Below are 22,823 nucleotides of genomic sequence, written 5' to 3' on the forward strand. Positions count from 1 at the left end.
GCGATCGAGCGCGGCCGGCAGGCCGGCTTCCACGACTATGTCGCCAAGTTCGATCGTCCCGGGCTGATCGCGGCGCTCAAGGAGCAGACCGCCGAGATCCGGAAGGCGGCATGACGGGATCCAGGGAAACAGCATCGATGACCAGCAAGACCGAGAGCAGTGAGGGCGCGATGGCCGAATACGTCACCGCGGTGATCGGCGGCCAGTTGTTCGGGCTGCCGATCTCGCGGGTGCAGGACGTGTTCATGCCGGAGCGGCTGACGCGGGTGCCGCTGGCCTCCAGCGAGATCGCCGGCGTGCTCAATCTGCGCGGCCGCATCGTCACCGTGGTCGACATGCGCGCCCGGCTCGGGCTGCCGAAGGCCGACGACGGCAAGCTGCCGATGGCGGTCGGCGTCGACCAGCGCGGCGAATCCTATGGCCTGTTGATCGACCAGATCGGCGAGGTGCTGCGGCTGCCCGACGACGGCCGCGAGGACAATCCGGTCAACCTCGATCCCCGCATGGCCAAGCTCGCCGGCGGCGTCCACCGCCTCGACGGCCAGCTCATGGTCGTCCTCGATGTCGATCGCGTGCTCGAACTGGTGCCCAGAACAGCTGCTGCAGCGTAACGCTCCGCCGCGGAGACGGCGGATTCTACAAGGAGGCCAACACATGAAGACATGTCTTGTCGTCGACGATTCCGGAGTGGTGCGAAAGATCGCGCGCCGTATCCTTGAAGGAATGGAATTCACCGTCATCGAAGCCGAGGACGGCGCGGTCGCGCTCGAGGCTTGCAAGCAGGCGCTGCCGGACGCGGTGCTGCTCGACTGGAACATGCCCGTGATGGACGGCTTCGAATTCCTCGTGCAACTCCGCCGCATGCCGGGCGGCGACGTGCCGAAAGTGGTGTTCTGCACCACCGAGAACGGCATCGACCACATCTCGCGGGCGCTGCACGCCGGCGCCAACGAATACATCATGAAGCCGTTCGACAAGGACATCGTGATCGCGAAATTCCAGGAAGTCGGCCTGCTGGCGCTCGATACGCCGGCCGAAGCCTGACACCCAGTTTCACCCTTTCGTCCTTGTGAGGCTCCCGTGACGCCCCCCGACTACGAGTATCTGCGTAAGCTCCTGAAAGACCATTCCGGTCTCGATCTGTCCGCGGACAAGCAATATCTGATCGAGAGCCGGCTGCTGCCGCTGGCGCGCAAATGCGGCCTGTCCGGCATCCCCGACCTGATCGCCAAGATCAAGGCCGGCTCGTCGACGCACACCGTCCAGGTGGTCGAGGCCATGACCACCAACGAAACGTTCTTCTTCCGCGACAAGGTGCCGTTCGATCATTTCCGCGACACCATCATGCCCGAGGTCCTGAAGGCGCGGGCCGCGCGCCGCAGCGTCCGGATCTGGTGCGCCGCCGGCTCGACCGGCCAGGAGCCTTATTCGCTGGCGATGTGCCTGAAGGAGATGGGCGCGGCGCTTGCGGGCTGGCGGGTCGAGATCGTCGCAACCGATCTGTCGCAGGAGGTGCTGGAGAAGTCGAAGGCCGGCATCTACAGCCAGTTCGAGGTGCAGCGCGGGCTGCCGATCCAGATGCTGGTGAAGTATTTCAAGCAGACGGGTGAATTCTGGCAGATCAATCCCGAGTTGCGCGCGATGGTGCAGCACCGTCAGCTCAATCTGCTGCACGACTTCTCACAGCTCGGCACTTTCGATGTGATCTTCTGCCGCAACGTGCTGATCTATTTCGATCAGGACACCAAGATCAACATCTTCAACCGTCTCGCGCGGTTGATGGAGGCCGACGGCTTCCTGGTGCTCGGCGCCGCCGAGACGGTGGTCGGCCTGACCGACACCTTCAAGCCGCTTCCCGAGCGGCGTGGCCTGTACCGGCCGAGCGGGGTGCGGGCAGCGTTGGCGATGCCGCGGCCCGCCATGGCGGTCGGATACTGAGCGATGACGGAGGACGGCAAATCCATCGAGCGAGTTACGTTCAGCCGGGGCGTCGATGTCTGCATCATGGCCATCGACGGCACCTGGCGGCGCGACTGCCAGCTCAATGCCATCTCCGACAATGACGCGTCGCTGACCGTTGAGGGTTCCATTCAGGGGCTCAATCTGAAGGAGTTCTTCCTGCTGCTGTCCTCGACCGGGCTCGCCTACCGCCGCTGCGAACTGGTCCGCGTCAACGGCACCGAGATGGACATCAGCTTCCTGAAGGGCAAGCCGAGCAAGCGGCGCTCGGCCGCCGACGAAGAGCGGGCCAGGGCCTGACGCCAAGGGCTGCGAGCAAGGCCTGATGCCAAAGCCTGATCCAGCTGGGCGGGCCGTACTTGCTGGAAATCTGGAATTGGAACGGATCGTCGCCTCGACGGTTGGGCGTCGTCAGGACAATCCGCGCTGACGCGTCGAACCCGGCAGCGGGTCCGACCGGTCAGTTCAGCAAGCGCGCCGGTGCCTCTGAATCGCGCAGCCGATCGAGCCCATGCCGAGGCCGGCGTCGCGGGCCTTCAGGGTCGTCGACGTGACGGTGTAGCGTGGGGTGACGTCGTCGAGCACGAAGAAGATGTCGGCGGCGGCGTCCTGCTCGGCCAGCAATGCCTCGCGCGCGATCGCCGCCTCGATCAGCCGCAGGCTCGCCTGGACATGGCCGATCAGCGCCACCAGGTCCGTCACGATCAGGCTGTAGGGATCGTTGCCCTCGTCCAAGCACACTGCAACGCCGTCCGCCGCTGCATTTTCCATGCATGTTTCTCCACTGCCCCCACTTTTAGGGAGCGCGGTGCTACTTGTGCGTTAAGCGGACGTCCCGTACAAATACGGGTCCATTGATAGAGATGGTCGAACTGGTTCTTGTGCGGTCTCGGTAGCACGCTTCACCACTGATGGACGATGCATATGGTTGAGAATGGCGCTCCTCGCGGGGAAATCTTCGTAGTCGACGACGAACCCGCCGTTCGCGAGACGCTTTCCGTGGTCCTTTCGACCGCCGGTTACAAGGTGATCTGCTTTGCGGACGGCGCCGCGCTGCTCGCGGTGGCGCGCAGCAGGACGCCGGCTTGCATCCTGCTCGACGTGCACATTCCCGGCAAATCCGGCCTCGATATCCTGCGGGAGCTCCACGGCGAGGACTACCCGGCGCCGATCTTCATGATTTCCGGCCAGGGCGACATTCAGATGGCGGTTAGCGCCATCAAGAACGGGGCGCTCGACTTCATCGAGAAGCCGTTCCGCGGCAACGAGATCGTCAGCCGCCTGAATGAGGCGATCGACGCCTATACCAGACGCCAGGCCGAGACCTCGGCGTCGCGCATCGCGTCGCTGCACTTCCCGGGCCGCGAGCCGCTGACCCGCCGCGAGCGCGAGGTGCTCGAGCAATTCACGGCGGGTGCTTCCAACAAGGAGGCCGGGCGTCACCTCGGGATCAGCCCGCGTACGATCGAGGACCACCGCGCCAACATCATGAAGAAGCTCGGCGCGCGCAATGCCGCTGATCTGGTCCGCATCGTGATGACGGCGCAGCAAAAGTAAGCCGAGGCCGGCCAAGGTCGGTCAAGGCTGGTTCACGCTCCGGCTTCCACATGGCGGAGTTTGTGCGCCGCACGCTCAGCGGGTGGTGCGGGCCAGACCTATTTGCAAAACAGGTGCGAGCGGCGAACGGCACGTCTGCGCCGCGCGCGGGACGACACGTGCGGAATTCCTGTATATGCGTGCCGCAGGGCATGCGCGGCGGGAGCGCGTGCGTGCGAGCAATCTCGAGACATATGGCGCATCCAAGATGACCAAGAAGAACAAGACCCCGGATCAATTGCGCAGCGCGCGCTGGTTTGCGCCTGACGATTTGCGCGCCTTCGGCCACAGATCGCGCGCGATGCAGATGGGGTACGCGCCGGAGGAATGGCGCGACCGGCCGGTGATCGCGATCATCAACACCTGGTCGGATGCGCAGCCCTGCCACATGCACTTCAAGAGCCGGGTCGATGACGTCAAGCGCGGCGTGCTGATGGCCGGCGGGTTTCCGCTGGAGCTGCCGGCATTGTCGCTGTCGGAATCGCTGTTGAAGCCGACCACGATGCTCTACCGCAACATGCTGGCGATGGATGCCGAGGAGCTGCTGCGCGGCCATCCGGTCGATGGCGTGGTGCTGATGGGCGGCTGCGACAAGACCACGCCCGCCCTGCTGTTAGGCGCCACCAGCATGAACCTGCCGGCGATCTATCTGCCGGCCGGGCCGATGCTGCGCGGCAACTGGAAGGGCAGGACGCTGGGCTCCGGCTCGGATGCCTGGAAATACTGGGACGAGCGCCGCGCCGGCAGGATCTCCGACAAGGACTGGGTCGACATGGAAGCGGGCATCGCCCGCAGCTACGGCACCTGCATGACCATGGGCACGGCCTCGACCATGACCGCGATCGCCGAAGCCATCGGCATGACGCTGCCGGGCGCCTCGTCGATCCCGGCGGCCGACGCCAACCACATTCGCATGAGCTCGGAGGCCGGCCGCCGCATCGTCGAGATGGTGTGGGAGGATCTCACACCGCAGAAGATCCAGACGCGAAGAGCCTTCGAGAACGCGATCACGGTCGCGATGGCGATGGGCTGCTCGACCAACGCCATCATTCACCTCATCGCGCAGGCGCGCCGCGCCGGCCAGGACATTTCGCTCGACGATTTCGAGAAAGCGAGCCGCAAGGTGCCTGTGATCGCCAACGTGCGGCCGAGCGGCGACCTCTATCTGATGGAGGATTTCTTCTACGCCGGCGGGCTGCCCGGCCTGATGAACCGCATCAAGCAGCATCTGCATCTCGACTGCATGACCGTGTCGGGCAAGACGCTCGGCGAGAACATCGAGGGCGCCGAGGTCCACAATGACGACGTCATCCGCAGCGTCGAAAACCCGATCTACAAGGAGGGTGCGCTCGCGGTGCTGAAGGGCAACCTCGCGCCGGACGGCTGCGTGATCAAGCCCAGTGCATGCGATCCGCGCTTCCTGAAGCACACCGGGCCGGCGCTGGTGTTCGACGACTACCCGTCGATGAAGAAGGCGGTCGACGACCCCGATCTCGATGTCACGGCCGATCACGTGCTGATCCTGCGCAATGCGGGGCCTCAAGGCGGCCCGGGCATGCCGGAATGGGGCATGCTGCCGATCCCGACCAAGCTCGTGAAGCAGGGCGTGCGCGACATGGTGCGGCTGTCGGACGCGCGGATGAGCGGCACCAGCTACGGTGCCTGCATCCTGCACGTCTCGCCGGAATCCTATATCGGCGGCCCGCTGGCGCTGGTCAGGAACGGCGACCGCATCACGCTCGACGTGGCCGCGCGCACCATCAATCTCGATGTGCCGGAGGCGGAGCTCGCCGCGCGCCGTGCAGCGTGGAAGCAACCCGAAAAACGCTTCGAGCGCGGCTATGGCTGGATGTTCTCCAAGCACATCAAGCAGGCCAATGAAGGCTGCGACTTCGATTTCCTCGAGACCGGTTTCGGCAAGCCGGTGGGCGAGCCGTCGATTTACTGATCACTGCACCGTCGTTCCGGGGCGATGCGCAGCATCGAACCCGGAACCTCGAGATTCCGGGTCTGGTCCTTCGGACCATCCCGGAATGACAACCTGGATGAATCATATGTCAAAACTCAGCGACAGCACCCGCAACAAGCTGAAATCCGTCTCCACCGCCACCGTCGCTACCGCGCTGTTCAAGCGCGGCTTGCGCATCCAGATGATCCAGGACGTGCATCCGCTCGGTCCGGATCAGCCGACCATGGTCGGCGAAGCCTTCACGCTGCGCTACATGCCGGCGCGCGAGGACCTCAACACGATCGAGGTGTTCCGCGATCGCGCGCATCCGCAGCGCAAGGCGATCGAGGATTGCCCGCCGGGTGCGGTGCTGGTGATGGACAGCCGCAAGGATGCACGCGCGGCGTCGGCCGGCGCGATCCTGGTGACGCGGCTGATGAAGCGCGGCTGCGCCGGCGTCGTCACCGACGGCGGCTTCCGCGATTCGGCCGAGATCGCACGACTCGGCTTCCCGGCGTTTCATCACCGCCCGAGCGCGCCGACCAATCTGACGCTGCATCAGGCGATCGAGATCAACGTTCCGATCGGCTGCGGCGATGCGCCGGTGTTTCCCGGCGACGTGATCCTCGGCGACAGCGACGGCGTCATCGTGATCCCCGCCCATCTCGCCGACGAGATCGCCAACGAGACCTTCGAGATGACGGCGTTCGAGGATTTCGTCACCGAGCAGGTCCAGAACGGCCGCGGCATTTTTGGTCTTTACCCCGCGACGGATGAGCAGACGTTGAAGGATTTCGCAGCGTGGCGGAAGGCGAAGGGGCGGTAGCTGCTGCCTCACCCTCCGCCGTCGTCCCTTGACGAGCGCGCGCTACATACTCCGCCGTCGTCCCGGCGAAGGCCGGGACCCATAACCACAGGGAGGAGTTTGGCGAAGACTAGTAGTACCTTGGTACTGCGACTTCCTTGCTCGATGGATCACGCGGTATGGGTCCCGGTTTCGCCAGGACGACGATGTGGAGGGAGTTGCGCTCGCCAACCGCGCTACGAGGCTACACCTCCGCCTTCTCAGCCATCCCCACCGCCCACAGTGCAAACGCGTAGACGATCGCGACTTCGTCCAGCCGGTTAAAGCGGCCGGAGGCGCCGCCGTGGCCGGCGCCCATGTTGGTGCGCAGCAGCACCGGGCCGCCGCCGCGCATCGTGGCGCGCAGCCGTGCGATCCATTTCGCCGGCTCCCAATAGGTGACGCGCGGGTCGGTGAGCCCGCCCATCGCGAGAATCGCCGGATAGTCCTTCGCCGCGACATTGTCGTAGGGCGAATAGGACAGGATGGTGCGGAAATCCTTCTCGCTCTCGATCGGATTGCCCCATTCCGGCCATTCCGGCGGCGTCAGCGGCAGCGTGTCGTCGAGCATGGTGTTGAGCACGTCGACGAACGGCACCTCGGCGACGATGCCGGCGAACAGCTCGCCGGCGCGGTTGGCGACCGCGCCCATCAGCATGCCGCCCGCCGAGCCGCCATGGCCGACGATGCGCTTCTCAGCGGTGTATTTCGCCTCGATCAATGCGCGGCCGGCCGCGGCGAAATCGTCGAACGTGTTGGTCTTCTTCTCGCGCTTGCCGTCGAGATACCAGCCCCAGCCCTTGTCGGCGCCGCCGCGGATATGTGCGATTGCATAGACGAAGCCGCGATCGACCAGCGACAGCCGGTTGGCGGCAAACGATGCCGGCATCGCCATGCCGTAGGAGCCGTAGCCGTAGAGCAGCAGCGGCGCGTTGCCGTCGCGGACGAAATCCTTGCGATGCAGGATCGAGACCGGCACAAGCGCGCCGTCATGCGAGGTCGCCATGATGCGTGTGGTGACGTAGTCGGCCGGGTTGTGGCCGGATGGAATCTCCTGGCGCTTGCGGAGCAAGCGTGCCCGCGTCGCCATATCGTAGTCATAGACTTCCGACGGTGTCGTCATCGACGAATAGGCGAAGCGCAGGTTGGTAGTGTCGAACTCGTAGCCGCCCATGGTGTCGAGCGAATAGGCCGCCTCGTCGAAGGCGATGGCATGCTCTTCGCCGTTACTGAGGTCGCGGATGATGATCGCCGGCAGCGCGTTGGCGCGCTCCAGCCGCACCATGTGGCCGGCATAGAGCTCGACGTCGAGCACATAAACGCCCTCGCGATACGGGATCAGGTCGCGCCAGTTGGCGCGCTCGGGCGAGGCGAGCGGCGCGGTGACGACCTTGAAGTCGATGGCGTCGTCGGCATTGGTCAGGATGAACAGCTCGTCGTCGCGGTCGGCGATCGAGTATTGCACGCCTTCCTCGCGCGCTGCGACCAACCGAGGCGGGGCGTCGGGATTGGCAAGATCGATCAGCCGCTCCTCCGAGGTCTCGTGGTCGCCGCCGGCGATCACGCAGAACCGGCCGCTCGCGCTCTCGTGCAGATGGGTGAACCAGCCGGAATCCTGCTCCTCGTAGATCAGGATGTCGTCGGCCTGCCTGGTGCCGAGCTTGTGTCGCCACACCTGCATCGGGCGGTGGTTGTCGTCGAGCTTGACATAGAAGAAGCTCTTGGAATCCGCGGCCCAGACCACGCCGCCGTCGGTTTCCTCGACGAGGTCGTCGAGATCGCCGCCGGTCGCCCAGTCGCGCACCCGGATCGAGAAATACTCCGAGCCCCTGGTGTCGGCGCTCCAGGCATGAAGCTTGTGATCGTTGGAATGCCGGCTGCCGCCGAACTTGAAGTATTTGTGGTCCTTCGCCAGCGCGTCGCCGTCGAGCACGACATGCGCGTCGCCGCCGTCACGCGGCGTGCGGGCGAACAGCTCGTGCTGGCCGCCCTCGCGGAACTTCCTGAAATAGGCGAACGGGCCGTCTGGCGACGGCACGCTGGAATCATCCTCCTTGATCCGCCCGCGCATCTCCTTGACCAGCCGCTTCTGCAAGCCGTCGGTATGGCCGAGCAGGCTCTCGGTGTAATCGTTTTCGGCCTCGAGATAGCTCCGGATATCAGGATCGAGGATCGAGGGATCGCGCAGCACCTCCTGCCACCTGGGATCCTTGATCCAGGCATAGTCGTCGGTCACCGTGATGCCGTGGGTGGTGAAGGAATGCGGCCGGCGCGGCGCGACGGGGGGCGATGTCTTGGTGGATTGGGTCACACGATCCTCATGGTGCGGGGGTCCGCCTTATATCGGGATGAATGTGGCGATTGCCAGATGGGTGGAGCCGATTGGACGCCCCTCACTATCCCCGTCATTGCGAGCGGAGCGAAGCAATCCATCTACCCGCTTGCTGAGGCGTGGATTGCTTTCATCGCTTCGCTCCTCGCAATGACGGGGGGTGAGCGTCGTCAGCCGTTCCGCAGCCGTGCGCCCGCATTGCCGCCGGACATCGGGATCTGGTTCACCGCCAGCACCACGGCGAAGGTGATCACCAGCATCGCGATGCCGAGCACCGCGATCGCGGCGAGGTCGCCGCCTTCGTTGAGATCGTAGATCAGGACCGACAGCACCTTGGTCTGCGAGGTGAACAGCACGATCGCGGCCGACAGTTCCCGCATCACGCCGATGAAGATGAAGCACCAGGTCGCGATCACGCCGGTGCGCAGCAGCGGCGCCGTGATCTGGCGCAGCGCCTGCAGCCGCGTCGCGCCGAGGATACGGCTCGCCTCCTCGAGCTCGGGATGAATGGTTGCGAACGCTGCCTGCAATTGCTGATAGGCCGACGGCAAATTGATGGTGAGGAACGCCAGCAGCAGGATCCACAACGTGCCGTAGAGCACGAAGGGCGGCCGGGTGTAGCTCAGGAACAGGCCGACGCCGAGCACGATGCCGGGAACGGCGACCGGCGCCGTGGCAAGGAAGCCGAGCACGCGATGGCCGGCGATCACCTTGCGCGTCGTGACATAGGCGATGACGAGCGCAAGGATGGTGCCGATCGTCGCGGTTGCGGTACCCAGGATCACGGTGTTCTTCAACGCAAGTTGCGTCGACGACAACTCGGTGAACACGAAGACGATGTTGTGGAGCGTCGCCGTCGACGGCGTCACCAGCGTGGTGGCGTTCGGCGAGAACGCAGCGTTGAGCAGCGCCAGATAAGGCAGGAACACCGGATTGAGCAAGACCAGGAGGCAGAAGCCGAGCGCGGCCCAGCGCCAGCCGCGCAGCTCGACCCGGCGCGGCGCGCCGTACTTGCCGCCGATCACCGAATAGCCGCGGCGGCCGAGCAGCGCCTTCTGGCCTTGCAGCAGCAGGATGGTCAGCACCAGCAGCGGCACCGCTGCGGCAGCCGCGAGCTCGAGCTTCGGCGGATACTGGAACAGGCTCCAGATCTTGGTCGTCATGGTGTGGAAGCCGGCCGGCAGCGCCAGGATCGCCGGAGAGCCGAACAGCGTCATGGCCTGCAGGAAGGCGATCAGGGCGCCTGCGACCAGCGCGGGAAGCGCAAGCGGGATCGTCACCCGCCGCGCCGTGGTCCAGGCATTGCCGCCGAGGATCGCGGAGGCGTCTTCCAGCTCGCCCGGCATGGTGTCGAGCGCATTGGCCACCAGCACGAACACGAATGGAAACGTGTAGCAGGAGATCACGAAGATGATTCCGGTCATCGAATAGATGTTGAACAGCGCGTCGGCATCCTCGCCCGCGAACAGCCGGTAGAGCTGGTTCAGCAGCCCCGAATTCGGTGCCGCCAGCAATTCCCAGGCGACCGCGCCGAGGAATGGCGGCGTCACGAACGAGGCCGTCACCAGCGCGCGGATGGTCTGCCGTCCCGGCATGTCGGTGCGCGACACCAGCCAGCTGATCGGCGCCGCGACGATGCAGCAGATCAAGGCCGACGTGGTCGCGATGATCGCAGTCGTCAGCAGCGGATCGAGGAAGTCGGGATTGCTGAACAGGGTGACGAAGTTGGCAAGCGTCGGATGGCGGTTCTTGTCGGTGAAGGCGAATACCGCGAGCCACGACAGCGGCAGCAGGATCAGCAGGACGAGCACGGCCGTGAACAGCCACAGCACCGGGCGTGTCCAGTCGATGCGAGGGCGAGGGGTGGGGGAGGTGGTGGTTGTGGTCATGTTGATCCGGGTGAGCTGCTTCAGCCCCCTCTCCCCGCCCTTCGCGGGGAGAGGGAGGGGGGAGGGGCAGTTTCCGCGAGCGCGACGCGTGGAGAGTCCCCCTCACCCGCCGCGCATCTTGCGATGCGCGTCGGCCTCTCCCCGCAAGCGGGGCGAGGCAAGGAAGCGTGCATCGCGCGCTCCATCCTCACACCCGAAACAGCCGCGCATAGCGCGTCTTGATCTCTTCGGTCATCGCCTCCACCCCGGCCGGATCCTCCTTCATCAGCTTGATGTCGGCGAGCTTGCGGCGGCCGGCCTTGGGCTGCACCTGCGCGTGCAGCGAATGTTGCCCGGTGAAGTCGACGAAAAATTGCTGGGTCTCGCGGGTGTGCAGCCAGGCCTGGAACAGCTTTGCGGCGTTCGGATGCGGCGCTGTGGCGAAGATGCCGGTCGGCCCTGAGATCGTCGGCGTGCCCTCGGTCGGGTAGACGGGCTCGACCGGTTGTCCGGCCTCCTTGAGCAGCACGATGCCGTATTCATTGCCGTCGGCCATCACGGCGCGCTCGCCGAGCGAGAGCTTCTTCGGCGGATCGGTCGAGGACTGCACCTGCATCACGCGCTGCTTGGAGAGTTTCTCCAGATATGGCCAGCCGAGCTCGCGCACGATCTGGAACGTCGTCGTCATGACGGTGCCGCTATAGGCCGGATGGCCCTTCACCATCTTGCCGATCCACTTCGGATCGAGCAGGTCGGCAAAGCTCTTCGGCGCGTCCTCCGCTTTCACCAGATTGGTGTTGTAGGCGATCGACGAAAGCCACAGCCGCGTGGTGACGGCCATGCCATCGGGGTCGCGATAATTATCTGGAAAATGCTTCGCGACGTCCTCCGGCACGAACGGCATCAGCCAGCCGCTCTTCTTCCAGGGAATGAAGTGCGAGGCATCGGCGCTGTTGACGATATCAGCGGCGTGGATGTTGGAATCGAACTCCTGCGCCACGCGCTGGAACAGCCGCTCCGAACCGGAGCGCTCGATCTGCACCGTGATCCCTGGATAGGCGGCCTCGAACGCCTTGCCGAGCTTTTCGCCGACCGGCAGGTCCATCGACGAATAGGACACGAGCTTGCCTTCCTTGGTCGCGGCCGCGACGAGGTCCGGCGTGATCGCGACCGGCTCGGGCGCTGCGGCGCGCGCGGGCGACGCGAACACCGCACCAGCTGCAAGCGCCCCGGAGCCCTTCAGGACATCGCGCCTGGAGATTGGTTTCCGCATCGCGTCCCTCCGTTTCTTGTTATTATCGGCTGAGCGCCCGGCAGCGCTCGGGCGGCAGTGTCAGCCAGACCTCGCTGCCCTTCTCGACCGCGGTCTCTGTCGGCGTGGTCACCCGCAGCGAGGTGCCGTCAGCGGTTTCCACCATGTAGTCGCGATTCATGCCGAGATAGACCTGCCGCGTCACGATGGCTTTGAGCGTGTTCGGCGCGGCTGCGGGCAGTTGCGTCGAGAGCTGGATCTCATGCTGGCGGATCGCGACCGGCGCGCTCTGGCCGGCGGTGAGCCTGGCGCCAACTACCTCCAGCGTCGCGCCGGCGAACTCGACATGGGTCGCGTCGCGTGCGGTGCCTTTGATGACGTTGGCCGCGCCGATGAAACGCGCGACGAATTCGGATTCCGGCCGCGCATAGATGTCCTCAGGCGCGCCGAGCTGGTCGATCTTGCCGGCATTCATCACTGCGATCAGGTCGGCCGTCGTCATCGCCTCGGACTGATCGTGGGTGACGTAAACGGTGGTGTAGCGATATTCGTCGTGCAGGCGGCGGATCTCGAACCGCATCTCCTCGCGCAGATTGGCATCGAGATTGGACAGCGGCTCGTCGAGCAATAGTGTCTCGGGGCCGACGATCAGCGCCCGCGCCAGCGCGACGCGCTGCTGCTGGCCGCCGGACAGCTCGCCGGGGTAGCGCTGCGCCAGCGGTTCGAGCTTGGTGGTCGCCAGGATCGCGGCGAGCTTTTTCGCGATCGTGTCGCGGTCCATTTTGCGCAGGCGCAGCCCGTAGACGATGTTCTCGGCCACCGTCATGTGCGGCCACAGCGCGTAGCTCTGGAAGATCATCGACATGTTGCGCTGCTCGGGCGGCAGCGTGCGCGCCTTCGACGACACCACGCGGTCGCCGACGCGGATCTCGCCGTCGGATGGCTCGAGGAACCCGGCGATCAGCCGCAGCGTCGTGGTCTTGCCGCAGCCGGACGGCCCGAGCAGGCACACCAGCTGGCCGTGATCGATCGTCAATGAGACGTCATCAACCGCGACAAACGATCCGAACCGCTTGACCAGGCCGCGCAATTCCACCGATGCCAAGCGATCCCTCCATTTTGTTGTTCGCAGGGATCAGGGCCCGGCTGTTGCCGGCAGTAAAGCGGAAAATGATGACGGCGAAAAGTGGAGGTGCCTTCTCAATAAGTCGTGGCAGCTGTTCGTTCCGTCGTCCTGAGGAGCGCGCTCTGGCGCGCGTCTCGAAGGGTCGACGGCCCGGATATCTCCGCACGCCCGTATTGCCTCGCGGCCGGAGCGTGGCCGTCGATCCTTCGAGACGGCCGCTCCACGGCCTCCTCAGGATGACGGGGAAGCAGTTGCTCTGCGTCGATGAGCCAGTTGGCTGATCGTGATCCAATCCGATTTGATCAGTGCTTCCTTCTTCGCCCGGCTCCAGCCTTTGATCTGCCGTTCGGCCGCGATGCCGTCGGTGATGCGCTCGAAGTACTCCGACCAGACGAGGACGACTGGTCGCCGATTGTAGGTGTAGCCGGGGAAGGTGCCCGCGTTGTGCTGCTCGATGCGCGGTGCAAGGTCATCGCCCGTTGCGCTGCCGACGTAGAACGAGTTGTCGGCGCAGCGAAGCATGTAGATGTAAATGCCCATCGCGATGATCCGGTGTGTACCGCGCGAGGATCATGGCGCAAGCATAGCGAGGGTCAATGGGCAAATATTTGCGGAGGTTTGTCCTGCGAACGCTGTCCGTCATCCTGAGGTGCGAGCGGAGCGAGCCTCGAAGGATCGACGGCCCATCTATCTCAGCGCGCCTGTGTCAGCCTTGCGGCGGCAGCTTGGCCGTCGACCCTTCGAGACGCCGCGCGAAGCGCGGCTCCTCAGGGTGACGGATTTGGCGGCGGCTCGATCTGCTGCTCGCCCGCTACGCCTTCACGTTTTCGCCGAGCCACTGGATGGCGGCGTCGGCGCCGGCCTTGCCGTGGGGGATATTCAGTGCTGTCAGCGCGACCTCGATGACGCCGAGCGTGCCGAGGATCATCGGCGCGTTGACGTGGCCCATATGCGCGACGCGGAAGGCCTGGCCCTGCAGATCGCCGATGCCGGTGCCGAGCACGACGCCGCATTTCTCCTTGGCATAGCGCTGGATCGCGGCGGGATCGGCGCCCTTCACGGTCACGGTCGTCACCGTGTTGGAGCGCTCATTGGGCTCGGCGATGTTGAAGCCGAGCACCTGTCCCTCGCCCCAGACCGCAACCGCGCGGCGCACGGCCTCGCCGAGCAGCCGGTGCCGCAGATGCGCATTCTCCAGGCCTTCGGCGTGCAGCATGTTGATCGCCTCGCGCAGCGCGAACAGCAGGTGCACCGGCGCGGTGCCGGCATATTTGCGGTAGTGCTCGCTGCCTTCGCGCTCGGTCCAGTCCCAATAGGGCGTGCGCAGATCGGCTTTCTTGTGGGCGTCCCAGGCGCGATCACTGGCGGCGACGAAGCCGAGGCCGGGCGGCGTCATCAGGCCCTTCTGCGAGCCGCTCATTGCGACGTCGACATACCATTTGTCCATCTCGAACGGCATGCAGCCGAGCGAGGCGACGGTGTCGACCATGAACAGCGCGGGGTGGCCGGCCGCCTTGATCGCCCTGCCGATCGCCTCGATGTCGTTCACCGCGCCGGAGGCGGTGTCGACCTGCACCACGAGGATCGCCTTGATCTTGTGCTCCTTGTCGCGCCGCAGCCGTTCCTCGACTTCGGCCGGTCGCACGGCGCGGCGCCAGTCGCCCTTCAGCACCTCGACCTCGACACCCATTGCCGCGGCGGCAGTGCCCCAGCCGATCGCGAAGCGCCCGCTCTCCAGCACCAGCACCTTGTCGCCGCGCGACAGCACGTTGGAGAGCGTGGCTTCCCAGGCGCCATGGCCGTTGGAAATGTAGATGTAGGACTTGCCCTGGGTGGCGAACAGCTTCGAGAGATCGCGCAGCAGGCTTTCGGTCAGTTCGACCATCTCGCTGGAGTAGATGTCGAGCGCCGGGCGGTGCATCGCCTGCAGCACCTGATCAGGCATCGTGGTGGGCCCGGGGATGGCCAGAAATTCCCGGCCCGCGCGAACGGTCATCGTCCTGTTCCTTTTGGGTAAAGCGCGCAAATCATGCGTGTGAGGGGTCAAGGGGAGAGAATATTCCATCGCAGCGCGGATTGCGAGCAGGTCGAAGCAATCCAGCGTTTCCAAAAGCGCGGGGCACTCCCCTATTTGCCAATCGATTCGACCACCGCGCGCCAGATCTGGTCCTTGAACTCGGTCGCGGCGGGGCTCGGGATCTGTGCGACGGCGCCATGGTTCTTGCTGCAGGCTTCGACCAGCCGCAGCACCCAGATTTCGCCGTCGGTGTAATAGAGATCGCCGCCGCCATTGCGCCCGTCAAAGGTCGGGCCGATGCCCGTCACCTGGTACTTCGCCGTGACCATGCCGGCGGACTCGAGGTCGGTGGCAAGCAGCGCGCGTTCGGCGTCGAGGTCGGGTGCGATGTGATGGGTCACCGCTCCGGTGTAGTGGCTGACGCCGACACTGCGGTCGAGCGTCGCGGCGCCAAGCCACACCGGGCGCTTCTCCTGACCCTGGTCGAGCACTTTCCAGAACCGGACATGGTTGCGGCGGTCCGCGCTCGTCCCAACCGGCCGCTCGAAGGCGAGGTCTTCGCGGCGGCCGAGATAGAACAAATTGCTCACCGGCGCATCCTTGTAGGGACGATCGAGCAGTACGGAGCCGACGATCTCGATCGAGGATTTCAGCGTGACCGGATCGGCCGGAAACCAGCCGGCCTCGTGCATCGCGCAGACCACGTCCTTGGTGTCGCCGATCAGCCCGACATTCATCGGGTCGCCGGGAATGCCCTGCGCGGTGCGGGTCACCATCGGCAAACTGGCGAGGCCCTTCTGGTGTTCGTAATGCGTCCACAGCGCCGGCAGCACCAGATAGGCCGCGATCAGGTAGATGACCAGCACGAACAGCAGCAGCATCTGCGCTTGCCGGAGGCGGCTGCGCCGGCGCCCCGCGGGCGGGTTGATCTCGACATCGGTCACGAAGCTCTCCTTACCTCTCCCGCTTGCGGGGGAGGTCGGATTGCATCGAAGCTGCAATCCGGGTGGGGGCTCTCTCCTCATAACGAGTGTCGCGAGCGGTGATACCCCCACCCCAGCCCTCGCCCGCAAGCGGGAGAGGGGGCGCATCGCCGATGCGGCTGCACGTCAATCTCATTCGATCAAGCGTTAGCGCCGCGTCTCGCGGCAGCCGGCGGCCTCGGCTTCCTCGACCGAGCAGAACCAGCGCGTGCCCTTGCTGATCTTCATCTCGATCTTGGCGTACCAGCGGCTGGAGCGCTGGTGGAAGATGCATTCGCCGGAGCGGTTGACATTGCCCTTGATGGTGCAGTCGGGCGAGGGTGCCACCGGGCCGGACGCCGAGGCGAGCAGGATCGCGTTGGCGCCTTCCGGCGGCTTCACCGCGCCGAGCACGGTGGTCTTCTTGTTGCGCACGCGCCAGTCCCACGGCGCGATGAACGCGCCCTGCCACATCCCGGCCTTGGCCTCGCGCGCCGCTTTCTCGTCCGGCTCGTAGTCGTGCGAGATGCGGGTGAAGGCCAGCGCCCAGCCGTTCTCGACCATCCACTTCTGGATGTCCTCACCATCGACCTCGCAGCGCGCAATGGTGCGGCCGCGGCGATCGACCGAGCGGGCGTGGCAGGTCCAGCTCTTGTGGCCGGCATGCTTGATCAGCTCGTCGCGCGCGGCGACGCCGCAGGTCCAGCGCTCACCCTTGGTGTTGAGGCAGAGCTGGTCGGTCGACGGTGCGTCGATGCCGCCGAGCCGGATCTTGACGCTGCCGATCATCAGCTGGTCGCCGTCGCGGATCTTCGGCACGCCCGTGATGTCGGCGGCGACAGCCAGCGTCGGCAGCGACAGCAGCAGGCCAGCAGTGAGCAGCGTCTTGAACATCGGCATTCCCGGCCAAGGTTTAGCGTTTATTGGTCAGTGCCCAAGGATTGTGCGGGCAATTGGGCAACCGTGCCAGTGGTGTCGTGTTTCCGCCAGTTTCAACTTCGCGTCATCCGGCGATGTGCGCCATCCTCCCCTGGAGGGGTCGAGACGAGCGAAGCTCGCTCTGGGATCGGTTCGGATGAAGCGTAGCGCAATACGAACCGAGGTGGGGTGAAGGTCTATCCATTCAAACAGTGCCCGTGTTGAGAGATCACCCCACCCCGTATCGCATCTTGCTTCGCACGATGCGATGCGACCCTCCCCCTCCAGGGGAGGGTGAAGTCCGACGCGCCTACGCGACCACCATTCGCTTCCTCGCCAGCGCCAGCGCCATCAGCACGAACGCCGATGTCACCTCGGGTCCGCCGACCAGGATCCGCGTCGGCGTCTTCATCTTGTTCCACTCATAGGCCTTGTAGGGGCCCTTGCGGCCGCCTTCGCCGAGGCCCTGCACGATGCAGTGCAGCGCCGGCGTGAAGCTCGAGGCCTCGGCGCCGAGATGCGCCAGCGCCATCAGCGCCAGCGCGGCGTCGAACGGGTTCATCTCATGGGTGATCAGCTCGCCCTGGACATAGCCGAGCACGCGGGCGCGGATCAGCGCGAACACGTTGCCGGGGTCGATCACGCGCTGCGCCGCCAGCGGCAGCGCGATGAAGGCGGCGTAGCAGCGGCCGAAATAGGCCGAGTAGAGCTCGGGCAGATAATAGATGTGCGAGCGCGGATTTTTGAACGCGCCGCTTTCGACCAGATTCTTCTGGAAGGCGATGATGCGATGCACCGTCTCCAGCCGCTGCGGCGTCTCGATGATCTGCCAGCGGGCGAGGTTGCGAAACGAGACTTCGAGGATGTCGAGGTTCAGCGTCGGGTCGAGGTCGTTGCCGTACGGCCGCTCGCCGGCGAGATTGTCGATCCAGGTGACGACGCCGCCCTCATAGTCGATGTGGTCGTTGAGCGGCACGGTGACGACAGGCTCGTTGGCGCCCGCGCGCACCTGGTAACCGCGATAGAAGTCGAGCAGCGGCTGGCGCAGGATCGGATCATCGGAGCCGGCTTGCGTCGCGGCCGAGAACGAACACGCGGTGGTGTCGCAGTCGGGCACATAGATGCCGAAGCCGAGGTCCTGCTTGATCTGGGCGAAGAAGCGCGAGAAGCGCGGATGCCGCCCCGGCGCCAGCGCGGTGATCACCCGCACGTTGGAGCCGTCATGCGACGGCACCTCCTCGGCGCTGGTCTTGAGACAAAAGTCCACCATGTCCGCGATCGCGCGCCGCGCCGCGCCCGCCTCATCCGCTGACGCCAGCCCGGTCTCGACAAAGCCGAGCAGCGCCTCGGTGAAGAACGCGTCGTAATAGGCCGAGCGATGGCGGATCTGCACCGGCTCCCACATCGGCTCGGCGATGCCGCGCCATGGCGGGTTGATCAGCGCGCGCGCCGGCGAATGGGCGATGAAGATCCGCGCCAGGCTGAACAGCAAGGTCGAGTTCTTGTAGCCGCGCGCATTCAGCCCGGTCAGCGCCATCAGCATCTCGCGCCCGCCGATGTCGGCGTCGCCGATCAGGTTGAAGGCGGCATAGGTCGGGATGAAGCCGTTCTTGCCGAACGATCCGAGCAGATGTGCGCCGGTCTTGCGGATCACGCGGTCGATCTCGGCGATTCCGGGCGGGCGCGCCGGCGCGGCTGCGGCCGGCGGGGCGGGGTGGCGCACGCCGATGCCGTCCATCAGCTCGGCGACCGGGGCGCCGATCGCGGCCCAGTCCGGCGTCTCGGCGTCGCGCGCCTCGGTCAACGCCGCGCGCAGACCGGCGAGCCGGTCGGGGTCGTTCAGGGCGGGCAGGCCGGTGCGGCGGAGCAGCGCGCGCAGCGGCGGATTGCCGAGCGCGGTCCGGTAGAATTTTCCGAGATGGGGATCGCCGCCGCGATAGGCCAGCAATACGGGGTCGCAAACGTCGTAAAGCGATGGGCCGTCCTTTTTGACGGTCAGCGCCCGGCACACCCCCCCGGCGATCTCGTGAAGGCCCAAGAAGCTCAAAGCATCCCTTTCTCAAGGAACCGGTTAACGCCGCCGCCCGGCGGTGTTTCCCCCGGTCCTCCCCCAAACGCGCAAGCCTTTGGAAAGCTACATGAATCGGTACAAAACACAAATGTGACGAATGTCACGTAACGGGATTTTAACGGCGTCAATGGCCTGTGCCGGGCGGCAGCATGCGGCAAACCGGGTTGCCCCGGCCGTCCGTCCGGGTTAAGGGAGTGTTTGTTGCGGCGCCGCAAATTGAGATCAATCGACGGCACACACAGCTCAACCCCATTAAACCTGACGGCCACTAACGCGTTTACCCGGCGCGATTTCGTTCGAGCGTTATCGGGAAGAGGATTGGGATTAGGAACGCCATGAACCTTAGGCAGCTTCAGATTTCCCGTCGCACCATCGCCGTTTGTGTGGCGGTGGCCGGCACGGTGTCGCTGGCGATTGGCGCCCATGCCGCACTCAACAAGCGGACGCCCGACGTCACCAAGGGGACCGTCGCAGGCTCCGTCACGTCAGGGCAGATCGGCAGCATCCCGACCGGCACCTCCCGCCTCGCGCTGATCATCGGCAATGGCCATTACCCGGACGCGGCGGCCCCGCTGGCCCAGCCGATCAACGATGCCCGCACGCTCTCATCAGCGCTGCGCCACGAGGGCTTCGACGTCGACGTGGTCGAGGACGCCACCAAGGACGACATGTTCCGCGCGGTCGAGCGCATGAAGGCCAAGATCCGGCCCGACACCGTCGTGATGCTGTTCTTCGGCGGCTACGGCGTCCAGGTCGGCCGCGAGAGTTACATGATCCCGGTCGATGCCACGATCTGGAAGGAAGCCGACGTCAAGCGCACCGGCGTCAGCGTCGAGTCCGTGCTCGATGCGATGAAGGAGCGCGGCGCCAAGGCCAAGCTCGTTGTGCTCGATGCCTCCAGGCGCAATCCCTATGAACGCCGCTTCCGCGCCTTCTCGCACGGCCTCGCGCCGATCAGCCCGCCCGAAAACACCATCGTGCTGAGCTCGGCGACGCCGGGCAAGGTCGCCGACGACTCCAAGGGCACCAACAGCGTCTTGGTCTCGGAGCTGATCAACAACCTCAACGCCCAGGCCGGCGCCGAAAGCGCCTTCAACAAGACCCGCGTCGCGATCTCGCGCGCGAGCGAAGGCGAGCAGGTGCCGAGCGTGTCGTCGTCGCTGCTGGAAGACATCAAGCTCGGCGGCTGACGCCGAGTGGTGTGCGCGGGATCGGGCCGCGCATTCATCTCAAAATCACAAGCGTGCTCTGCGGAGAGAACCCCTCTCCCCCAACCCTCCCCCGCAAGGGGGGAGGGAGCCTGACAGCGTGCTCACCTGACTTCGCGCGGCGTATTGTTTACATCGTACCTTATGTGAGGGACGCACCGGCGGATGGGTTCCCTCCCCCCTTGCGGGGGAGGGTTAGGGAGAGGGGTGCCGCTTGCTCCGCTGAGAGACGCATCGCGTAGCGACACCTGAAACTATCGCTGTTTAAAACCGCACGGCCTACTTCGCATCCGCACTCGCACCGGCCGGCCGCACCGGATCGGCTTCGCGCAGCAGCGCGCCGGCGCGAGCGACGACGATGTCGCCTTCCTGGATGCCGTCGCGGATCTCGACCTGGCCGGCAGACATCAACCCAGTCTCCACCCGCCGCTTGCTCCGCTTCGCCTCTCCCCTTGTGGGAGAGGCCGGATCGCATGGCAATGCGATCCGGGTGAGGGGTCGCGGTCCATCCACGTAGTACGCCGCATGGAGGGATACCCCTCACCCCCAACCCTCTCCCACAAGGGGAGAGGGAGCCTGACACGCGTGCTCACCTCACGTCGGATGATGGCGTATTGCTTACATCGCAGCTTACGTAAGGGAGTCACTGGCGGTAGGGCTCCCTCCCCCCTTGTGGGGGAGGGCTGGGGAGAGGGGTACCGCTTGCTCCGTCGCAGGACACATCGCGTGGCTGTCGCTGCGTCAGCCATGCGAGCATGATTGCGTTTACCTACTTCGCATCCGCGCTCGCCCCCACCGGCCGCACCGGATCGCCTTCGCGCAGCAGCGCGCCGGCGCGGGCGACGACGATGTCGCCTTCCTGGATGCCGTCGCGGATCTCGACCTGTCCCGCCGACATCAATCCGGTCTCCACCCGCCGCGTCTCGACGCGGCCGCCGCGCACCACCTGCACCACGGTGCCGGCGGTGGAATAGAGGATCGCGGTCAGCGGCACCGCGACGCCGCAGCTCTGCCCGGTCTTGATCTGCGCGCGGCCGGACGAATTCACCAGCAGCCGCTGGTTCGAGCTGATAGCCACGAACACCTGGCCGAGCTGGCTGTTCGGCTCGATGGTGGGCGCGATCATCCGCACCTTGCCGTCCATCTCGCCGGCGCCTGATATCTTCAGCCGCGCGGTCTGCTCGGTCTTCAGCTTGGCGATGTCGCGGGTCGGCACCATGCCGACCAGGTCGTATTCGCTTTTGGCGATGATCGAGAACAGCGCGTCCTTGCCCGAGGCCGGCGCGCCTACGATCGCCGATGACGCCGAGATGGTGCCCGCCACCGGTGCGGTGAGGTTGATCGAATTGGCGCCGTCGGTCAGCCGCGCCAGCACTTGTCCCGCGGTGACGGTGTCGCCGGGATCGGCCTTCACTTCCGCGACCTTCAGGCCGAAGCGATCCGGCCGCACCTGCTGCTCGTCGCGCGGCATCACGATGCCCGATACCTCGACGATATTGCCGAAGCAGTATTTCGAGGCCTTCAGCACCGTCACCGCCGCGCCCTTCGGCACGGCGTCGGCGTCACCCGCGGCGGACGCGGGAGTGGCCGCGAAGAGAAACGCCGAGGCAGCGAAGACAGCTGCGTAGGATGGGTAGAGCCAACGGGTCCGCGCAACGCGCGGCCCGATGATAAACTCCACGAAACCCATCAATCGCGTGAGCCGCAAACTCATCTGCAAATTATTCCCAAAATGAGGGCCTCCTCATTACCAGATGCGCCCTCGCCGAACCAGCCGGCTGCGCCGCCTCAGCCGCGCCGGCATCCGCCGCCAGCTCGAGCGTGGCCAACTCGTCGGCGCGCCAGATGTGGCGCAGGATCTCCGGGTTGACCCGCTCGGCATGCGTCACCGGCAGCATGTGGCCGGCGCCCGGCAGATGCCGGGTCGCGGCGCCATCGATCAGCGCGGCGAGTTTTGCAACTATGCGCTGCGTCACATAGGGCGACAGCCCGCCCGACATCAATAGCGTCGGCACCTTCAGCGCGCCGGCGGCCGCCGCGACGGCGTCGAGATCGAGCGCGGCATTGAAATCGTAAGGCAGCTTGTCGGCCTGCTCGATCATCCGCAGCCGCCCGCTCGGCGAGAACTGCTCGCGCGGGCCGGAGCCGGCCCAGAACGCGGTGAACGCCTCGACCGCCTCCAGCACCGCGCCGTCGAAGACATCCTGCGACACCACCCGCGCGATCCCTGCGAAGCGCTCGTACAGCCGCGCGTCCGCGGGCGTGTCACGCAGCAACGTCGGGAGCACCGGCTCGATCAGCGTCAGGCTGCGAATACGCGACGCATAAGGCGACGCCGTCGCCAGCCGAAACGCGATCGCGCCGCCATAGGAATGCCCGATCAGATGGATCGGCCCACAGGCCTTGGCGAGCCAGGGCTCGAGCCGCGCGATCTCGCCATCCAGCGTTCGCGGCCAGTCGCGCCCACAGGCGGCGACGCCATAGCCGGAAATATCCGGCGCCATGAACCTGTCGCCGCCGAGCGCGGCCGCAAGCTTGGTCCATTGCCGTCCCGACCCCAGCGAGCAGTGCAGCGCCACCACCGACGCCGCATCCGGCGCCCCGTCCAAACCCGTCATCAAACCATCCTGCTTGTTCTTGTTGTCGTGCAGGCGCGCGTTCGCACGCGCCCGTCATGACGCGAGCGAGGAGGGGGATGGGTTATTCCTGTCTCTTATACACA

20 protein-coding genes and 1 pseudogene are annotated in these 22,823 nt (G+C 65.6%); 8 read left to right on the forward strand and 13 right to left on the reverse strand.

Going from position 1 to position 22,823, the window contains the following annotated elements; all coding sequences use genetic code 11:
• Positions 1-137 precede the first annotated feature (137 nt).
• Genes QMZ05_RS33785 through QMZ05_RS33800 form a run of 4 tightly spaced genes read left to right on the forward strand, consistent with a single transcriptional unit; the run spans position 138 to position 2,259 of the window.
• Positions 138-611 (forward strand): chemotaxis protein CheW, encoded by a 474-nt coding sequence (locus QMZ05_RS33785; protein ID WP_353704687.1) that lies wholly within the window; start codon positions 138-140, stop codon positions 609-611.
• A 43-nt stretch (positions 612-654) separates the two neighbouring features.
• Positions 655-1,044: a response regulator gene (locus tag QMZ05_RS33790; RefSeq protein ID WP_279711376.1), complete on the forward strand. Its 390-nt coding sequence runs from the start codon at positions 655-657 to the stop codon at positions 1,042-1,044.
• 36 nt (positions 1,045-1,080) lie between these two features.
• Entirely contained in the window at positions 1,081-1,938 is an 858-nt protein-coding gene (locus QMZ05_RS33795; RefSeq protein ID WP_353704688.1) for a protein-glutamate O-methyltransferase CheR, read from the forward strand.
• 3 nt (positions 1,939-1,941) lie between these two features.
• A complete protein-coding gene (locus QMZ05_RS33800) occupies positions 1,942-2,259 on the forward strand; it encodes a hypothetical protein (RefSeq protein WP_050426202.1) in 318 nt (105 codons plus the stop codon).
• Positions 2,260-2,424: 165 nt separating this feature from the next.
• On the opposite strand, the gene QMZ05_RS33805 is transcribed toward QMZ05_RS33800, so the two are convergent.
• On the reverse strand, positions 2,425-2,730 hold the full coding sequence (locus tag QMZ05_RS33805; protein ID WP_353704689.1) for a hypothetical protein: 306 nt from the start codon (positions 2,728-2,730) through the stop codon (positions 2,425-2,427).
• Positions 2,731-2,883: 153 nt separating this feature from the next.
• Here QMZ05_RS33805 and QMZ05_RS33810 point away from each other — a divergent pair, with 153 nt between their 5' ends.
• The 3 genes from QMZ05_RS33810 (at position 2,884) to QMZ05_RS33820 (ending at position 6,329) form a co-directional block, all read left to right on the forward strand.
• Positions 2,884-3,516 (forward strand): response regulator, encoded by a 633-nt coding sequence (locus QMZ05_RS33810; protein ID WP_050426207.1) that lies wholly within the window; start codon positions 2,884-2,886, stop codon positions 3,514-3,516.
• 247 nt (positions 3,517-3,763) lie between these two features.
• Positions 3,764-5,503 carry an L-arabinonate dehydratase gene (gene araD, locus QMZ05_RS33815; RefSeq protein ID WP_353704690.1) on the forward strand — a complete coding sequence of 580 codons (1,740 nt, stop codon included), beginning with the start codon at positions 3,764-3,766 and terminating at the stop codon, positions 5,501-5,503.
• A gap of 106 nt (positions 5,504-5,609) precedes the next feature.
• Positions 5,610-6,329 (forward strand): ribonuclease activity regulator RraA, encoded by a 720-nt coding sequence (locus QMZ05_RS33820; protein ID WP_050426205.1) that lies wholly within the window; start codon positions 5,610-5,612, stop codon positions 6,327-6,329.
• 223 nt (positions 6,330-6,552) lie between these two features.
• Here the strand turns inward: QMZ05_RS33820 and QMZ05_RS33825 are convergent, their stop codons facing one another.
• The 9 genes from QMZ05_RS33825 to QMZ05_RS33865 all read right to left on the reverse strand — a co-directional run bounded on the left by QMZ05_RS33825 (position 6,553) and on the right by QMZ05_RS33865 (position 18,860).
• On the reverse strand, positions 6,553-8,658 hold the full coding sequence (locus QMZ05_RS33825) for a S9 family peptidase (protein WP_353704691.1): 2,106 nt from the start codon (positions 8,656-8,658) through the stop codon (positions 6,553-6,555).
• Between the two features lie 191 nt (positions 8,659-8,849).
• Positions 8,850-10,568 (reverse strand): iron ABC transporter permease, encoded by a 1,719-nt coding sequence (locus QMZ05_RS33830; protein ID WP_353704692.1) that lies wholly within the window; start codon positions 10,566-10,568, stop codon positions 8,850-8,852.
• 187 nt (positions 10,569-10,755) lie between these two features.
• Complete coding sequence (locus QMZ05_RS33835) at positions 10,756-11,820, reverse strand: substrate-binding domain-containing protein (protein WP_353704693.1); 1,065 nt, start codon at positions 11,818-11,820, stop codon at positions 10,756-10,758.
• A gap of 22 nt (positions 11,821-11,842) precedes the next feature.
• Positions 11,843-12,895, reverse strand: coding sequence for an ABC transporter ATP-binding protein (locus tag QMZ05_RS33840; protein WP_353704699.1), 1,053 nt, complete (start codon positions 12,893-12,895; stop codon positions 11,843-11,845).
• A gap of 261 nt (positions 12,896-13,156) precedes the next feature.
• Positions 13,157-13,465 (reverse strand): GIY-YIG nuclease family protein, encoded by a 309-nt coding sequence (locus QMZ05_RS33845; protein WP_353704694.1) that lies wholly within the window; start codon positions 13,463-13,465, stop codon positions 13,157-13,159.
• A 271-nt stretch (positions 13,466-13,736) separates the two neighbouring features.
• Positions 13,737-14,921 (reverse strand): aminotransferase class V-fold PLP-dependent enzyme, encoded by a 1,185-nt coding sequence (locus QMZ05_RS33850; RefSeq protein ID WP_353704695.1) that lies wholly within the window; start codon positions 14,919-14,921, stop codon positions 13,737-13,739.
• A gap of 131 nt (positions 14,922-15,052) precedes the next feature.
• Entirely contained in the window at positions 15,053-15,823 is a 771-nt protein-coding gene (locus QMZ05_RS33855; RefSeq protein WP_353704700.1) for an LssY C-terminal domain-containing protein, read from the reverse strand.
• Between the two features lie 249 nt (positions 15,824-16,072).
• Entirely contained in the window at positions 16,073-16,798 is a 726-nt protein-coding gene (locus QMZ05_RS33860) for a thermonuclease family protein (RefSeq protein ID WP_074128436.1), read from the reverse strand.
• Between the two features lie 334 nt (positions 16,799-17,132).
• On the reverse strand, positions 17,133-18,860 hold the full coding sequence (locus tag QMZ05_RS33865) for a hypothetical protein (protein ID WP_353704701.1): 1,728 nt from the start codon (positions 18,858-18,860) through the stop codon (positions 17,133-17,135).
• Between the two features lie 368 nt (positions 18,861-19,228).
• Between QMZ05_RS33865 and QMZ05_RS33870 the strand changes: the two genes are divergently transcribed.
• Positions 19,229-20,083 carry a caspase family protein gene (locus QMZ05_RS33870; RefSeq protein WP_353704696.1) on the forward strand — a complete coding sequence of 285 codons (855 nt, stop codon included), beginning with the start codon at positions 19,229-19,231 and terminating at the stop codon, positions 20,081-20,083.
• Between the two features lie 297 nt (positions 20,084-20,380).
• On the opposite strand, the pseudogene QMZ05_RS33875 reads toward QMZ05_RS33870, so the two are convergent.
• From QMZ05_RS33875 to QMZ05_RS33885, 3 genes and pseudogenes are all read right to left on the reverse strand, one after another.
• Positions 20,381-20,542 (reverse strand): annotated as a pseudogene (locus tag QMZ05_RS33875) (efflux transporter periplasmic adaptor subunit); the annotation flags it as partial.
• 328 nt (positions 20,543-20,870) lie between these two features.
• Positions 20,871-21,815 (reverse strand): efflux RND transporter periplasmic adaptor subunit, encoded by a 945-nt coding sequence (locus tag QMZ05_RS33880; RefSeq protein WP_353704697.1) that lies wholly within the window; start codon positions 21,813-21,815, stop codon positions 20,871-20,873.
• A gap of 7 nt (positions 21,816-21,822) precedes the next feature.
• Positions 21,823-22,719: an alpha/beta fold hydrolase gene (locus tag QMZ05_RS33885; protein ID WP_353704698.1), complete on the reverse strand. Its 897-nt coding sequence runs from the start codon at positions 22,717-22,719 to the stop codon at positions 21,823-21,825.
• Between the last annotated feature and the right edge of the window lie 104 nt (positions 22,720-22,823).

The organism is Bradyrhizobium sp. INPA03-11B (assembly GCF_040446015.1).
Taxonomy (GTDB): domain Bacteria; phylum Pseudomonadota; class Alphaproteobacteria; order Rhizobiales; family Xanthobacteraceae; genus Bradyrhizobium; species Bradyrhizobium macuxiense_A.